Origin of the sequence: Enterococcus sp. AZ089, from assembly GCF_050547225.1 — a bacterium.
Lineage (GTDB): Bacteria > Bacillota > Bacilli > Lactobacillales > Enterococcaceae > Enterococcus_D > Enterococcus_D entomosocium.
Window position 1 is genome coordinate 2,732,788 of record NZ_CP172954.1, and the last position, 16,078, is coordinate 2,748,865.

The 16,078-nt window shown below is 38.0% G+C and carries 14 protein-coding genes; 2 read left to right on the forward strand and 12 right to left on the reverse strand.

Annotation, left to right across the window (positions count from 1 at the left end):
- Positions 1 to 652 precede the first annotated feature (652 nt).
- From IGJ01_RS12610 to IGJ01_RS12665, 12 genes are all read right to left on the reverse strand, one after another.
- Positions 653 to 1,990, reverse strand: coding sequence for a hypothetical protein (locus tag IGJ01_RS12610; protein WP_430601144.1), 1,338 nt, complete (start codon positions 1,988 to 1,990; stop codon positions 653 to 655).
- Positions 1,991 to 2,061: 71 nt separating this feature from the next.
- Positions 2,062 to 2,445 carry a hypothetical protein gene (locus IGJ01_RS12615; RefSeq protein WP_086316464.1) on the reverse strand — a complete coding sequence of 128 codons (384 nt, stop codon included), beginning with the start codon at positions 2,443 to 2,445 and terminating at the stop codon, positions 2,062 to 2,064.
- A complete protein-coding gene (locus tag IGJ01_RS12620; RefSeq protein WP_430601145.1) occupies positions 2,442 to 3,458 on the reverse strand; it encodes a sugar transferase in 1,017 nt (338 codons plus the stop codon). The genes IGJ01_RS12615 and IGJ01_RS12620 overlap by 4 nt, the downstream gene beginning before the upstream one ends.
- The gene (locus IGJ01_RS12625; protein WP_016612580.1) at positions 3,455 to 4,441 is read right to left on the reverse strand and encodes a helix-turn-helix domain-containing protein; all 987 of its coding nucleotides are present in this window, start codon (positions 4,439 to 4,441) and stop codon (positions 3,455 to 3,457) included. Before IGJ01_RS12625 ends, IGJ01_RS12620 begins: the two co-directional genes overlap by 4 nt.
- Before the next feature lie 45 nt (positions 4,442 to 4,486).
- On the reverse strand, positions 4,487 to 4,669 hold the full coding sequence (locus IGJ01_RS12630; protein WP_034872028.1) for a hypothetical protein: 183 nt from the start codon (positions 4,667 to 4,669) through the stop codon (positions 4,487 to 4,489).
- A gap of 58 nt (positions 4,670 to 4,727) precedes the next feature.
- Entirely contained in the window at positions 4,728 to 5,285 is a 558-nt protein-coding gene (locus IGJ01_RS12635; protein ID WP_016612578.1) for a hypothetical protein, read from the reverse strand.
- Positions 5,286 to 5,292: 7 nt separating this feature from the next.
- Positions 5,293 to 6,141 carry a hypothetical protein gene (locus IGJ01_RS12640; protein ID WP_086372295.1) on the reverse strand — a complete coding sequence of 283 codons (849 nt, stop codon included), beginning with the start codon at positions 6,139 to 6,141 and terminating at the stop codon, positions 5,293 to 5,295.
- The gene (locus IGJ01_RS12645; protein WP_016612576.1) at positions 6,131 to 7,570 is read right to left on the reverse strand and encodes a glycosyltransferase; all 1,440 of its coding nucleotides are present in this window, start codon (positions 7,568 to 7,570) and stop codon (positions 6,131 to 6,133) included. The genes IGJ01_RS12640 and IGJ01_RS12645 overlap by 11 nt, the downstream gene beginning before the upstream one ends.
- Positions 7,571 to 7,586: 16 nt before the next feature.
- On the reverse strand, positions 7,587 to 8,492 hold the full coding sequence (asp3, locus tag IGJ01_RS12650; RefSeq protein ID WP_034872025.1) for an accessory Sec system protein Asp3: 906 nt from the start codon (positions 8,490 to 8,492) through the stop codon (positions 7,587 to 7,589).
- A gap of 15 nt (positions 8,493 to 8,507) precedes the next feature.
- Positions 8,508 to 10,091 carry an accessory Sec system protein Asp2 gene (asp2, locus tag IGJ01_RS12655; RefSeq protein ID WP_016612574.1) on the reverse strand — a complete coding sequence of 528 codons (1,584 nt, stop codon included), beginning with the start codon at positions 10,089 to 10,091 and terminating at the stop codon, positions 8,508 to 8,510.
- Complete coding sequence (gene asp1, locus IGJ01_RS12660; RefSeq protein ID WP_430601146.1) at positions 10,081 to 11,682, reverse strand: accessory Sec system protein Asp1; 1,602 nt, start codon at positions 11,680 to 11,682, stop codon at positions 10,081 to 10,083. The genes asp2 and asp1 overlap by 11 nt, the downstream gene beginning before the upstream one ends.
- 21 nt (positions 11,683 to 11,703) lie before the next feature.
- Entirely contained in the window at positions 11,704 to 12,921 is a 1,218-nt protein-coding gene (locus IGJ01_RS12665; protein WP_144331067.1) for an accessory Sec system protein translocase subunit SecY2, read from the reverse strand.
- Positions 12,922 to 13,244: 323 nt separating this feature from the next.
- Between IGJ01_RS12665 and IGJ01_RS12670 the strand changes: the two genes are divergently transcribed.
- Positions 13,245 to 13,640 (forward strand): hypothetical protein, encoded by a 396-nt coding sequence (locus tag IGJ01_RS12670; RefSeq protein WP_223347115.1) that lies wholly within the window; start codon positions 13,245 to 13,247, stop codon positions 13,638 to 13,640.
- A 46-nt stretch (positions 13,641 to 13,686) separates the two neighbouring features.
- Entirely contained in the window at positions 13,687 to 16,056 is a 2,370-nt protein-coding gene (gene secA2 / locus IGJ01_RS12675) for an accessory Sec system translocase SecA2 (protein WP_034872020.1), read from the forward strand.
- Positions 16,057 to 16,078: the final 22 nt, after the last annotated feature.

Genomic DNA, 16,078 nt, shown 5'->3' on the forward strand with positions numbered 1-16,078 from the left:
CAAACAACAAATTTTACTCAGGTGATTATCCTAATCGGAAAAAAGAGAAAATGCAAAATGGACCAAATTTTGATTCTGTGAGAAAAATGAGAGCAAAAACCGAAAAATGGTTCCTGCTCTCAAGGGAATTTGTGAAAATGAAATAGGATTTCTTTAGTTTGAAAAACATTAGAATATTTTTTTCATGATAAATACTCAAAATCCAGAAAGAATCTTTTGTTTGTGATAAAAGTTCTTTCCTTCAAAACGCTTAAACACCAGGAGTGATTGGCTACTTGCTAAAATTTCACTTGTCAAAAAAAAATAATTGTAAACTGAAAATGAAAATTTTCATAAACAATCATATTATTTTCATTTTTGGTTACAAAAATTTTAGCAGATTCTTTAAAATCTTACTGTTATTTTCCCTCTATTTATAAGTTCTCTTAACTTTTACTGTACAAAGAAACGTCTCTATCATTTTTGGGACTGATGACTCATAATTGATTCTTCAGTCCCAAGTGTGATTTTTGTACAACATATCAATCCTTATTGACGACAAGACTTTATTGCAAAGTCCGATGTTCTGATCTAGTACAAAAGACTGACCATTGGAAAAAAGGGAATGGTTATTGCAATCCGCTCGAAATTCACGTTTCCTTCTCCAAATTGACTATTCTTTGTCGTTGCTGATCAAGAAATCAAGCAATTCCGACTGTTCCGCAAAGATTGCTTCTACAGATAAGCTTCTATGATGACTCTTTTGCTTGGTAGCTTCTGGTAGTTCAGCATCAATTTGGTTAGTTGAAGATTCGAGGGAATTCTCAACTGGTAAAGGTTCTGCATTCACTTTCGACTCTAAACCGTCTGGCTTCATTGGAAATGGACTATTATCCTCAAAGTGATCTATCGAAGCATTCAGTTGACTTTTCCAAAACAACTCTCCGAAAAGATACACGCCCAGAGCATTTTTATTGTTAAACACTTTACAAGATAACCCCATCTTGGTGAGTGTCTGATTTACTGTGTTTTCGTTGATCGTTTCTGAAGGAATATCTCTGATTAGAATTGTATCAGCATATTGAATATCTTGATCACTGTTTACATAATCAATCAATTGATCTGTCAAAGCAGTCGTCTCTTTTTTAACGATCTCAGTTAAATCTATTGTCTGACGTCCATTGATCGTCACGACAAATGGATTGTTTTTCTTAGCTGTGACAAGCATATCGTAAACGACGCCATGATCCAGCGCAAAGATAGGTGCGGGATGATCCCCCTCATTTTCTTGATAAGCTTGTACCACGTTGCCTGCCAATTCAAACAAGCCGTCTGTGACTTTTGAACTTTTGATCAGTTCCCCATTTTCGTAGCTATCACAAGTGAGTGAATGATCATTGATTTCAATCACATAGGTCAACCCAGCCAGAATTTCTTCCACGCCTAACATCAAATGAATATCATTTCGTTTGCTTTCAAAAATTGCGCCCAGAGATTTTGGGATCAGCTTTACTCGCTCGATGCGAATCCGATAGTGCGTGCCATCAACAACTGTCTCGAATTCATCTGCCAGTTGTCTCTCAATGTCAGCAAGCCGGTCAAAACTTTCTGTTGCTACGCCAAGGCATAATGAACAGCTAAAGTAATCCTCTGCAATTTCAGTAAAAAGTGAGGGTCTTTTCGCTACTAAATAAGAGAGTATCGTTTTGATATATGTCTTAAATTTTTGGTCTCCCAGGGTTGCCAACGGATTGCCAAATGTTTGATAGGCTTCTGATCGTCGACTATACAACTTGTCGAGCCCCCAAGTGATTTCTTTCTCGCTGCCCCCGAGAAGTATTCGTTTCCCTACTTTGTTTTTTAGGTAGATCGGTTCATTATTCTTTCCTAAAAGATATTGTAGATTATTTTTTTTGACTTCTGAATAAACAGAACTTCTGACATCTTGATAACCGTAGCCAACAACGCCTACTCGAAATTCATCAATGTCTAATGCAATGATTTTGTTCACACTAATCCCCCTAACTTCCCTATTTATCATGAATTACAGCTTCCCTAATAACACTATTGCTATTTCATCCTCTATTTTCCTGCCTCTTCTTGGATAAAGAATGCATTGGACAGTTCATGAATTTTACTCATTTGTTCGTTGACTTCTGCTTCTAAAAGCAACAAGTCGCTGAAAATTACTTTTGTATTACGTATATGCCGCAAAAGTTCATTGGTTTTGACCAGCTGCAAGTCAATTTTTTTGCATAACTCTCTCAATTCTTCTTGGCTATTCTTTAAGACAATAAAATCGCGATAACCAATGGCTGACTGTCGTTTTTCTAAAATCATTTGTTGTAATCGCGCAATTTTACTGTCCCGTTGTTCGATCGTTTGTTTCAAATCAGTCAACATCTGGTCTAGTTCGCTGATTTGAATGATTGCGGATAACTTCTTTGTACTCATTGATTGTTTCATGCTTGACTTGCTCCTTTGCCTAGGAGTATTTTCACTTCTGAATCCATCAGTGCCGTTCTAGTAAATATTCCTGATTGCAGTAAACGACTAAATGAAAGAACATTATTTTTTATCCGCAGCAGCTCTTCATCTGTTAACTCACTTAATTGATGATCAATGTCTTCAATTGCGTTGATAGTAATGCCAAGTTCCAGTTTCTGTACCATCTCTGCTATAGCTGCTTCTTTCCATACAATGACAGGGATTCCTAACGAGAGATACAACGAGATTTTGTGCGGTGCATTATACTTCGTATATTGTTGGTAGTCACCACCATCAGGCAACTTATCATCCCACGCAAGTCCGAAACCATTTTTCTCCATCCTACGAACCAATTTCTCTTGCTCAAAAACACCACAATAATGAACATTCGGACCAAAATGACTGTCGTTTTTATCGCCGTATACAAGAATTTCCGTGCGATTGGGCCACTGCTGTAGAAAACGGGTTTTTGCCAAATTTCCTGCAAAGACAACTCGTTTTTCTGGTCTTTCATGACTGACACTAACATCTTGATGCTGATAGTCGAAAAATGGTTTTTGGATCATTCTCCGTGTCACGCCTCTTTCGACTAAGGCTGTCTGCATAGCTTGGCTATGAACGATCAATACTGTTGCTTCATTGAAAAGAGCAGATTCATCAAAATCGACTTTCCCACGTAACATCTCAGCGTCATGGATGAATAAACTCGTGTAAATCCCTCTTTGTTTCATTCTTTGTAAGAACATTCGGTCAAAATGGGCTCCGTTATAACTTGGATATTGATAGACCACGATATCTTCATAAGCGACACCAGCTGTAATGCCATCAATCCTTGACATAAGTGCATAATCATCTTCATTCTCATCGATATAACGATAAATATATAAAGGTTGATAATCCATCCCATTGGCAATGTGAAAAACATCTACTTTCGCTTTTTTGACTGAATCTGCTGCATTCGATTCAATGATCGTCGTCACCCACCGATTCACGCTTGCCCCATCTCCTTTTCCATCATTGCCCGCACAAACATCACTTCATCTTTTGGTAAGCACCATTCTGCACCCTTCAAATTTTTAGAAAACAGTTGTACAGCAGGATCTTCTTGTGCAGTATTCCTTGTAAGCAGCAAATATTTGACTAGTTTTAGAACTGTCTGATTATAGACATCAATATGCCAATGTTCCTCCATTAAACGACTTGCATGTTGAAGTAATTGAACCGCATCATCACAGCGTTGGATGTCTACCAAACATTCTGATAAATCTAATACGGCGCCTACTAAGACTGGCCGCAGTTCCGTAAAATCAGTCGAATTTATTTTCTTTAAAAGGCAGCTCTCTAACAAAAAAATTTGTTTTTCTAAAGATGAAGCGTGCAAGCCATAGCGCTGTTTGATGCGTAATGTAGCTAAATATAAAAGGCTGTCAAATAATGTATAAAAATCAGTTCCCAGAAAAAATGTTTCAAGCATTTCTAAACTTGCATCCGGGACTTTCTGGTTCATACAACCAAATACGAGGTCAGAATAGGCCAACATGAGTTTAAATATCGTATTATCCTCAGTTGAGGGGCGAAACTTTTCTAACTCTTTTCTAACTTTCATAAAGGTAACAAACATGTCCTCTTTCGTTGATAAAGAGCTATAAATCAATACACTCAATAGATGAAGTTGTTCATCTGTTGACATTGCAAACATGTCTAGCAATTCGGTATCTGAAATGCTCAACATTTTCTTGATGCCAACAACCAATTCGAAGGGCAAATCGATCTCATATTGTACCCATCTATAGTACCGTGAGCGAGATAACCCAATCTTTCTTTCAAAAGATTTCACAGATAGTCCTTTACATTTGCGTATCTCTTCTAATTTCTCGCGATCAATATTGACAGCAACGACTGATGTATCAGGTATCTTTAAGTCTGGGTTGATCGTACTAATTAATCGACAAACGCTTAGTAATCTAGTTTCCATATTTTTCAAATCCTTTTTTCTAAAATGCAGGACCTATTTTTATTCTTACTTCTGTAATGCTTCCAATAAAGAATAAACCAACGATCCAAGGATCACGATCGACATAACTAAGGAAAGCACGATGGTGATCGCTTTGCCCTTTTTCTTTTCTTCTGAGTGATTTCTTACGTTTTCTCGTTCTTCTTGAAATCCCGCTTGAATCGTTTTTTCTAGCTGATTATTCGCCAACGAAATCACCTCTTCCCAGTTTATTTTCGGCAAACAACTATGAAGAAAACTGGTTTATCTACTGGTTCTGATCGTCTGCCAGTTGTAGTGATTCACTCAGTTCTGAAACATTTTCTACTGGTTCATTTTCGTTTGTAGCTATCTCATTCACTACCTCTGCTACTTCCACTGCCCGAAGCTCATCAATCAGCTCTTGACTCAATTGATTCACATCGTTATCTTGTCTTTCGACGGTTGAGGTTAACCGTTCAATGATCTGCTCGGTTTCATTCAAAAAATAGGTTCGAAGCATTTGCTTTTCAACCTCATAAGCAGAAAAGAGCTTCTCATAAATCATTTGTAATTTATTTTGCTCCTCCTGTTGCTGCTCAAAAGATGCATTGAATTGTTTTTTTAATGTTTGGATCACATTTAGATCGATATCGTTTTCTGACTTGTTCATCATTGCTTTCATTTCTTGATTGATTTGAATCAGCTGATCAATCAATGCGTTTTGATGAGCAAAAAGTTTCTTTGCTTCCTCTTGTTCCTTCTCAAAAGTGAGCATGGACCCGCTGTTCTCTTTTATTAACAACATAATTTGCTCATACAATTCAGTGGTTTTCATTTTTTTCATTTTGTCTTCATCCTTTCAACACAACTTTGTCCATGCATACATTTTTGTTTGCCAACAACTGATAATTCTTTTGATCGACTTCTACCTTATGAATATAAGGAACGCGGTCATCTAAAATACTCATTAAGTTCCCTTTGATATTCCCTTTGCCATCAAGCGGCGATTCTTCCAGATAAAGTGTATTTGTCGAGTTGGATTTTGCTAGAGAAAATAATTCTAACCCCATATATGAAATGCCCACTGTATCATTTTCTGTTAACCGAAAAGCTAACTGATCACGAATGAAATCAAGTGTTGTGTTAAATTTTTGAGTTACCTTGAATGTTTCTGTATCACGAATCGTGACTAAATTGATGGTGCCTTGATAAAAATAGTAATTCAGAATACTTTGTTGCTGATCATTGAAAAAAGCAATCTCTTGAACCTGGTCATTGCAGTAATAAATAGTTGAGAATAATTTCCCATCTGCGGCATATTCTTCAATGAAATCTGTCGTGCCATCAGGATAAAAGTAGCGAACTTCTTTGACATGTCTTCTAGTCATAGGATACAAGCTCACTTTACCTACTTCATCTCCATCAGTGATCAAGGAAATGGTCCGGTCCTCGTTCATATAAACTTCTGTAGAGTAAGCTGTTGGTACTTGGTTAAAAAACAGAAAGGCTTCTGGATCGTGACTGCGCTGTGTCACTTGATCTAAAATATTTATTCCCTGCAATGCTTCTTTTTGGAGCATCGCTTGAAAATTTGGACTCGGTGAGATGGACAACACTTGACTTCCTTCTTTGATTCGTGATTTTTGTGCCATCCAAATTCGGTCATTTGGTCGGATCACGGTGACTAATTCATAATGCATCGATCAACTCACTCCATTTCTCTGCAATTATCGCGTCTTGAAACATTCGTACAGACTTGCGGGTATTGGCTTTAAGTTGGTTCAGATCAGAAGCAGTCAACTGACGAATGCCATCTGTTAGTTGCTGAATAGTATAAGCTTCATCAGTTCTAGAAAAATCTTTCAAATAACCATTGACTCCTTCTTTGATCAACTCCATGGCCCCAAAACGAGCCTTGAAGGTTACAATTGGCAATCCTGCATTTAAAGCTTCAATATAAGTCAATCCGAAACCTTCTGAAAAAGAACCAGAGATAAATGCATCATAATCAGGATATACTTCATTGATTGCATGAGAATGCCCTTTTAACCGAATGTACTCTTCTGCATTCAACTCCTTGATCACTGCTTTTAACTTACCTTCTTCTCCCCCTTGACCATAGATGTCTAAAGAGATCGTTGGATGTTCTTTTTTTGCTGCAGCAATTGCCCGCATCACAAGATCAATGTGCTTTTCGGATGCCAAACGAGAGACTGTCACAAACTTTTCTGCCTGTTGTTTGCCTAATTCAAATGAATCTTCTGTCACATCGCGAATCCCTCCCACCGGGATCGTCACAATTTTTTTGGACTCGTTTGGGAAATCGATCAACAAATCTTGCCTTTGCAATTCTGTCGCAACAACGATATGAGCGACTTGTTCCAAATGCGTCAAAGCAAATTCATAGTAATTGTTCCAAAGAGGTGCGCTAGCTACGTCACGATCAGATAAATGATCGGCATGAACGATCTCAATCAATTTGATTTCCGGAGGACAATGATCATATAAAGCAGCCTCGCTTTCCTCCCCCCGATCAATGATGATACTTTTGGTTTCTGGGAATTCTTCTATCAGTTGTTTAAAGAAAAATCGCTGCAATAAGACTTCATTTCTAAAGAAACGATGTTTGCCTTTGAAAGCAAACAAATGAATATTCGTCATTACTCTTCCTCGATGCGAATCATTTCGATAACTGTACATGATTTTTCTTTGATTCGTTCGATAGTCAAAAATCTCTACCCGATAATCCGAAACTAGCAGTAAGCCTTCCTTTTTTGGACTAGGAGATTTTTCCATATGCTCAACGATTTTTAATCCTGATGACGTGATGGTTTCTTTGATTCTATGTGTGTTCGTAGCATCTACTAAGAGATCTTGTTGTGCAGTAAAAACTGCTTTAGCCCCTTGCCTTAAATAATCACCTTCTAGTGCAAAATATTCCCACATGGAGATGACTTTATCATCTGGTATTTTCCAAGCCGCCATGGCTTCATGGAGATTCTTCACTAGCTCCATAAAAATATACTTATAGGGAATATTTTTTCTATCAAAACAAGCAGCACGATAGAACTGTGCATGTTCCACACCAGAATTACCAATCCCCATTGCTTTATTTACAAAAAAATTCATGATGTCCCCCTCTTTATTAGGTTGATTTTTTCCTGTTTTCTTTTACATTCTCTAAAACTTTTAGTGCCCTTTGATTAAGTGCGATCTTTTTTTGCAGACGATCCATAAGCTCGGGTGCTTCGGCTTCTTCATTTGGCTTTGCAAATAATAAAGCTAATACAGAAAAATCTTCGTGGTAACAAGACTCCAGCAAAGAAAAATTTTGTCCCATTTTAAGGTTGATTTTTTCAGGACTGTCGCTTCGCTGATAGATTTGTTCAAGCAATACTTCCAAATACGATGATGCAGCCTTAGTATCCGGTTCAACAAACAATCCTGCTTCAAAATCTGAAAGTGAATATTCTTTGACATAGCTGTTCTGTTTTTCAAATACGACCGATAATGCAGCATGTTTCTCAACCAACGGTGTAACCGCAACAACGCTGGTTGCTATGTTTGAGCCTTGGTTTGCTCCAGTGTTTGCATTTATAGGAACCACTTCAAATGCTTGATTCTCCTTAGTGGATAAAACCAATTCCTTAAAATGAATCTCTTGATGCTTTTTGTTTACCATATGAATCTGATAATCAGTGGCACCTTGCGGAAAGAGAAAACATTCTTGGTTTGTTTCGAAGACTAGTTTTTCAAGGAAAAACCCATCCTTATCAAAAAATTCCACCAATAGCTGTACTGCTTCCTTACGATCGAATGCAGCATGAAGTGTTAACTCGTACTTGTATCCAGGCAGTAACATTGGTAGCATTGGTGATTTCCGACTAATATGAAATTCTGTTTTCGAATACCAAGATTTAATACTGACGCCTGGAGGCATCAAAGGAGAAGAGTACAAGACATCCCCAGAGGGCATATAAGCTATTTTTGCGCCATAATTATAATTGTCATTAAAGTCGATCCCCCACTTGATACGATATAAACTATTCATCGACTCCCTCATTCCCTATAATATTTTCTTGATATCGCGGTGAAATGTATGCACGAGAATATTTTTGTATTGTTTCAAAAACCAATTATTGATGGCAGGACTATTATCGTTATGTCGGCCGATCATGCCTTTATACAGAACACGAGTCATGGGGAAATTATTTTTTAAAAATTCAAACAACATTGGAAATGCCTCCATGTCGTAATCGTCTTGTTTCATATAGGCGATCGCAAAGGTTGTCTCCCGATAATCGCCACTTTTGAATTTGCTCCAGAACCGTTCATTCAATTGACTGCTCGCTTCTTTTGAAACAACCCCAATATTGTAAAGCAGCATATCCAATGAGGTTGGAAATCCAGTTGGTCGATTGATGCGTTCATTTAGAGCAATGGAACCAAGATTCGTCAACGGTTTTCCCACGATGACACTATTTGGGCTTAAATCGCTAGCAAAATATAGCGCGCCAAACGTTCCCATCGACAATCCGGATAAAATGAGGTCTGACTTTTCAAATCCTAGCAGTGCTAGTTTCCCTAAGATGATCGCTACGATTTCTTGTTCGAATTTCTGGCTGCCTAGATAGAAATTCCCACCTTCTAAACGAGGGTCACCAATCAGCAGAAACGGACAGCCCATACTTCCCATCATCCCACGGCCTTCAAATCCTTCCGCAGAACGATATCCAGAAAAATAAACCGCTAATGGAGGTTTTAAATCTCCCGGATTAAAGTAATAGATCACTTCTCCCCCCAGATTCTCTTCATCCCGAATCCGACCACCTCCTGGAATCATGACACTTTCATCTGCCATTGCTCTTCGCAGGTGCATCTGCCCGATCGTAAATTGCCCTCGATTTCCTTTGGCATACAATGAAACATTGATGTATGAATTTTGATCTAATTTGAAGTAAACCGGCTCCCCATTTATGATTTGATCGTGAAGGACCTCAATCACTTGGATGACTTGATTCGTGTTTTCTTTAATGAAAAAGAGTTTGATTTTTAATGTCACTTCTCCTTGAACATCTGCGATCTCCGGATAAAAACAGGTGCGTTCGTTTTTAGGAATCAGGTTAGTCATTTTCCAAGTAGTTATTTGCTGATCGTCTGATGTCAGTTGTGCCTTTACCTGACAGGCTGCATGTCCTTCTTTAACGATCTGCAACGGGACAGTTTTATTAAATTTCATGTGATCCATAGATAGCTTATATCCTTGTTGCTTTGCTGAGAATTGCTCATTGATCGTACGAAAAACATTTTCTAGCTGCTTTTTATCAAAAGGATTCGCTGCTTTTAATGTGAATAGCGCTTGAACTTCTGGAGATAGCTGCCCATTTTCTTCGTAAAATATTTGGTAGGCTGGCAATTGTTTTAAAAATTCCAAATTTTCAAGAATCGCGGCATTTTCCTCTAGAAGAAAAATTGCCCGATGGTATTTGGTATTATATTTGTCTTTCTTAAACAGCCGTAGCTCCTGCTCATCTTTTCTGAAATCATAGGCCAACGGAAGCCACTGATAGGCAAACAAAGGAGAAAGCTGCTTTTGCCCCTCAGAAGAAACAGCTGCAACATGAAATACCTGAATCTGTTTAGACGACACCCTCTAGCAACTCCCTCCATTGTTTAATAATATTTTCCTCACTAAAACGCTCAATATAACTAATATTTTCCACCAATGCTTGGTTCCAATTATTTAAATCGTCCAGGTAAAAAGCGATTGCTGCATCTAATTCTCTGATTTGACCAATGATTTGCCCATTCTTTTGGTCATCCACATAATCGGTTTTCTTCCTAACAAGCTGAGGAATCCCTGCACTAACAGCTAGTGCTTGTTTCTGGACATCAACTTCAGCAGACAAATCAATATACAATCGTGTCTCATTGAAATCCTGACGAATCGTGGTGAGATGAGAATCCAAGCGAAAGTGAATCCTAAAATTGACATCAACTGCCTCTACTAGATTTCGCCAATTTTTGCTTTCTCGGATCTCTTCAATCGCCTCTTCATCCGTTTTAAATAACTTTTTCGCCTTTTTTGCTTCGAAATACTTTAACACCTTTTGATACTCCTCAGATTCACTATCGACACCGAAGTGAGTATCAACCAGTTCTTTTTGTGCTTCTCGTAAAACGACTTCGCTTTGGAATGTCGTCGTTTCGATAATTAAGTCATAACGATCATTCTGAAAAACTTTTTGCAGTAATAGATGATGGATTCTCCGAACGTCTTCGTTAAGCTCACCGGCGTTCCAATAAAGGACCAGCTGGGGAATGGAGTTGCTATTGCCCAGCTGAAAAGAAGTTGTGTAAATAGGGATGCGTTGTATCCGAGATAGGTCATTGACACCGGACTGTTTCATTAAAGAGAAAAGCGCTGTTTGATTACTAGTCGAATCCGTAATGATTTTATTTTCGCCAGCCCATAATGCTGCTTTTTCATCTGATGCACAAGTTGAAAGTCTGTGGGCATCAGAAACGATCTGGATCACTCTTTTTCGTTCCTCGTTCGTTTTGACCAATCGTAGACTCCGCTCATTTGTCAAACAAATTGTTTGATCTTCTGGCTCAAGATTCAGTTGAAATTGATTCATCATCTCTAAAAGAAGTTCATCCATGCTTTGATACTGACTTTTCTTTAGCCCAATTCTTTGAGGATTTATCAGCTCAATGTGTGGATTTTCTCCAAAGTATTCCACACATTTTTCCCTTCCTGATTCGTTATAGTAAATCTTCTTTACTTGTTCTCCTTTGTCATTCTGGAACGATTTTGCAGAAATAAATCCCCGATCATCGAAGAAGAGAATTTGTCGATAAGGTTCCGTCATTATAGACATCTGTTCTGCAAAACCAAATGAATTGAACCGAATTTCACCAAATGGTTGATTTTCCTTAATCAGCGTGATCCCAAACGGTGTATAGACCTTCTCCACATTCTGAGCAAGAGGCAAGTCATCGACATCTAAGGGAAATCCATTGGTTTTTTGAATGTCTTGCAAGCGATCATAAAGCGAAGTCATTTGCGCTACTTCTAATTCATATGCATGCATCTGATAACGTAAAAACGGTATATGCTCCAATAACAATAAGTGATACGGTTCTCGATTGTTCTTGAAAAGCTGAATGATATTCATCATATAATCACTTTCTAAATTGCCACTACTGGTCGTCCAATCAGGGATAAAATAATTCAAAAAATTGCCTCCTAACATCCTCTAAAAAATCCGGTAAGTATGTCTGGAAAAGAGGAACCGTATTTCATTTGTGATAGTTTCTAAAATGATGATCAACATAAAAATACTTCCGAAATAAAAAGCTAAGTTGGAAATGATTTGATTTTGCAATCCAATCAACAAGGGAATCATTGAAACGATCACAAGATAACTGTTGCCAAGTAATGCAACGGTTGATAAACGCTTCAATATATATCGCTCTGTCTGTTTGCCAGGAGCAACATTTAAAATGTAATCTCCCGTCTCTTTTAGATTTTTGGCTATATCGTATGGTCGAACATTTATAAAACTAAATCCGTAACCTAAAACATAGAGAATCAGACCATAAGTGAAAATACCCCGCACATTATTAAAGGAAAAGTAAGTCGTAATAAAATTTGAAAAGCCTGTGTCTCCCCACTTTTCGTTCAATAGTAAAAGCTGTGGCATTGAAAAGACGGTTACTGCAAACATGAAAGGCATTGCCCCGGCAGGTAAAAGTCGAATAGGAATATATGAATTGTTAAAGCGACTGTCGATACCTGTCCGTTCAATATTGATACGGTATTCTGCATTGTACAGGAAGAGTGTGAGATAAATAAAAACTAAGGTCACCATAACTAACCCGATAAGAAAGTTTTGACTTAAATGAACGGATTCTGTTTGTCCCGAAATTAACATAGCTGGGATATTCATCAGTAAACCTGGAACAATAAACAGACTTTGACCTCCAATTCCTTTATCAATGTTGATATCAGCTAGCCATGCAACGAACAATCCCCCAGCCGTCAAAAGAAGAACTGCTCCTAAAAACAACAGGACAATAGAGCCTCCAATTGCTTTTTGATCAATCATTGAGGAACGAAATTTTAAAACCAGTGCGCAACTTTGAAGGATAGCAAATAAAAGAGTCAAACTGCGTTGAATATACCCAATTCGTTTGGTGGAAAGATTTCCGATACTTTCTGTATCAATCATGCTGATCGTTGTCCAGATGATCAGGGCAGTCATATACGGGCCCATCCCTAAAGAAAAAAGCGTTGGAACAGTAAAATTCCCACCGGTTGATGTCGCTAAAAATTTCAGAATCAAACTAGTTGATTCCTCTGGTATCTTTTCTGAAATAAAAAAAGGAACCTGGATATGCTTACCTATCTCAACAATGAACAAAAGGAAAAAGCTCGCGATTATTCTTCGAATGAGTTCTTTTTGATTCTTCATTTTCATCTCCAATTTTCTTACTTTTTTTTAATCTGCAAGGTTTAACAAAATAGTAACAGGTTTAAAATTGCCTTTTGTACTTGTTTTTTGTTGAAATAAAAAAAAAAAAGGAAAAGGTGAGGTTGGTCATTGTGGTATCATCGTTTTAAATTCAAATAAGTAAAAACTACTCACTTTAAATGGTCATCAGAGAAATACAAGGATTGGAAAAGAAAAAAAGGGAGAATTTCCTGAGAAATAGCCCCCAAAAGAAGGTCTTTACTATGAAAAAACTAATTGAAGTCATCATACCTCTCGTTTTGCTCTTAGGAGGTATCTTTTTTTTGAAAGAAAATTTAACAGTCAACGAAACACCGACTACAGAATCTAGGGTCCCTGACAATGAACCGACGCCTAAGTTAAACCTAAAAGCTGTCGTTTTGCGGACTGATGACTCTTTGGAAGCAGTTGATCAAGAGTCCATCTATCACGGTGAATTTCCCTACTATAATATGGATAGCACCAAAACCTATACGTTTTCACTTCACTTCGTAACAAGTTCTGGTGAAGCGCTGCTGGATCAAAACGAAGAACCACTTATTGCATCAAGAAAGATGAAACTAGTTACTCAGAAGGGAAAGATCGTCTTTTTTTTAGAAGCCAATGATTTGATGAGGGAATATCTTTTTGACCTAGACGACGTCATGATTCGTGCTAAATTAGAAAGCATTGCTGATTAAGCTTAAGCCACAAGCAATATCAGTTTTTGAAAGGAGGAACAAAAAAATGAAAGATAAAAAGTTTCGCAAGTATATTCGGTTGGCGAGAAAAGTTCAAAGTCTTGCAGAAAACTATCGGCAATTATCAGATCAAGAATTGCAAATGCAAACCATTCATTTTCGACAACAACTCGAACAGGGCAAAAAACTGGAGAGTTTACTCCCGCAAGCCTATGCTGTCGTTGTCGAAGCAGACCGTCGTGTCTTGGGAATGGAGCCTTATTTTGTTCAAATTCTTGGCGCAATTGCTCTTTTTTACGGCAATGTTGCTGAAATGAAAACCGGAGAAGGAAAAACATTGACCGCAACCATGCCGATGTATTTACATGGTCTGGGAGGCAAAGGCAATTTCTTGATTACTTCTAATACGTATTTAGCCTTGCGAGATATTGAAGAAACGGGAAAAGTCTATCGTTTTCTAGGACTATCCGTGGCTGCAGGTGTTCCTGAACATGAAGATGAAGGAGAAGAAATCGATAAAGAGGTGGTCTATGCAGCAGACATCGTCTATACGACGCATAGCGCACTGGGCTTTGACTATTTATTTGACAACTTGGCTGTTTCTCCAGACGAACAATATGTCACCCACTTCAATTATGTACTAATAGATGAAATCGATGCAATATTACTTGATATGGCGCAAACGCCATTGATCATTTCAGGAGCACCCAAAGTTCAGTCAAATTTTTTTACGCTATCTGATTGGTTTGTGAAAAGCTTGATTGAAGGTAAAGACTTTATGAGAAGTGAAAACAAACGTCACGCTTGGTTTACAGAAGCAGGCATAAAAAAAGCCGAAGACTACTTAGGTATTGAAACTATTCTTTCAGAAAAATGGAAAAGTCTTTACCGTCATTTAGTCATTGCTTTACGGGCCAATTATCTCTTACACTTAAACAAAGACTATGTTGTGGAGGACAACGAGATTCTTTTGCTTGATGAAGCAAATGGACGTAAGCTGATTGGAACAAAACTACAAGCTGGCCTTCATCAAGCAATCGAAGCGAAAGAAGGCGTAGAGATTACTACAGAGAGCCGATCCATGGGCTCCATTACCTACCAAAACCTATTCCGAAAATTTAAAATTTTGTCCGGAATGACTGGTACTGCCAAAACAGACGCCGACGAATTTCGAGAAACGTATGATATTGACGTAATCGAAATTCCGACAAATAAACCCATTCGCCGAAAAGATCATCAGGATCTGGTCTATGTGACCAATCAGTCGAAAATCATGGCTTCTTTAGAAGCAGTAAGAAATGCTTTGACGCAAGAACGCCCCGTATTGATTGAGACAGGATCAGTCTCAATGTCGACGTTATACTCCCTGATTCTCTTAAAGCATCGAATCCCTCATAATCTTTTAAACGCTACAACAGCGACCAAGGAATCCTGGATCATCTCAGAAGCTGGTAAAAAAGGTGCCGTAACTGTGGCTACTTCAATGGCTGGGCGTGGTACAGATATTAAACTGGAAGAAGACGCACGGGAAAATGGTGGTCTATTAGTAGTAGGAACTGAGCGGATGACCAGTGACCGAATTGACAATCAGCTTCGGGGCCGCTCTGGACGTCAAGGAGATCCGGGTGACAGTATTTTCTATGTATCTATGGAAGACAAAATCGTGGTTGAAAGTGCACCCAAATGGGCCGCCGACGAACGAGAATTATTAACTGAACAAGAAGAATTATCCAGTGATCTCACGCCCTTAAAAAAGAAAAAATACAATAAACTAATCAATCAGTCTCAAAGCAATCGCAAAAATCAAGAAATTGCCGGACGTCAAACGACGCTAGAATTTGACTCAATTATTACCATTCAAAGAGACAAAATGTACAGCATGAGAAACAGCATTATGAAAGGTACCCCTGTCGAGTTAGAAAACATCATTAATCAATGCATAGAAGAAACAATCAATCAATTCACCACTAAAAAAGAGAACCTAAATCAACAAGCGATCCTTGATTTTATCTTTAATAATTTGGACTATAATTTTGATGTTTTTGAAATCGAGAAACTAGATAAATTTAATAAGCGAACGGTCAAAAAATTTTTATTGGATCTGATTTCAGAGCGTTTGATTCACATTCAACAATTTATGCCAGATAGTTTCCAACAGCTGTTTTTCAAGCGAATCATTCTTTTAAAAGCCTTAGATACTCTTTGGATCGAACAATCAGACAACCTGCAACAATTGAAAACAGTCATCAATGGGCGAAACTGGGGACAACATCGCCCCATCTATGAATTTCAAGTAGAAGCACATCGTTCTTTTACTGAAATGCGTGAAGCCATTTATCTTGAAGCAGTCAGAAATTTATTATTATCCGAGTTGGTAAAAACAGAAGATGGTTCATTCGATGTTGAATTTCCATAGCCAACTATAGCCAATAAAAAAG

Bases quoted from the DNA above. Each gene is read 5' to 3' on its own strand.
- IGJ01_RS12615 (WP_086316464.1), bottom strand. From the start codon at position 2,445: ATGAAACAATCAATGAGTACAAAGAAGTTATCCGCAATCATTCAAATC.
- IGJ01_RS12625 (WP_016612580.1), bottom strand. From the start codon at position 4,441: ATGGAAACTAGATTACTAAGCGTTTGTCGATTAATTAGTACGATCAAC.
- IGJ01_RS12665 (WP_144331067.1), bottom strand. From the start codon at position 12,921: ATGAAGAATCAAAAAGAACTCATTCGAAGAATAATCGCGAGCTTTTTC.
- IGJ01_RS12635 (WP_016612578.1), bottom strand. From the start codon at position 5,285: ATGAAAAAAATGAAAACCACTGAATTGTATGAGCAAATTATGTTGTTA.
- asp3 (WP_034872025.1), bottom strand. From the start codon at position 8,492: ATGAATAGTTTATATCGTATCAAGTGGGGGATCGACTTTAATGACAAT.
- IGJ01_RS12640 (WP_086372295.1), bottom strand. From the start codon at position 6,141: ATGCATTATGAATTAGTCACCGTGATCCGACCAAATGACCGAATTTGG.
- IGJ01_RS12645 (WP_016612576.1), bottom strand. From the start codon at position 7,570: ATGAATTTTTTTGTAAATAAAGCAATGGGGATTGGTAATTCTGGTGTG.
- secA2 (WP_034872020.1), top strand. From the start codon at position 13,687: ATGAAAGATAAAAAGTTTCGCAAGTATATTCGGTTGGCGAGAAAAGTT.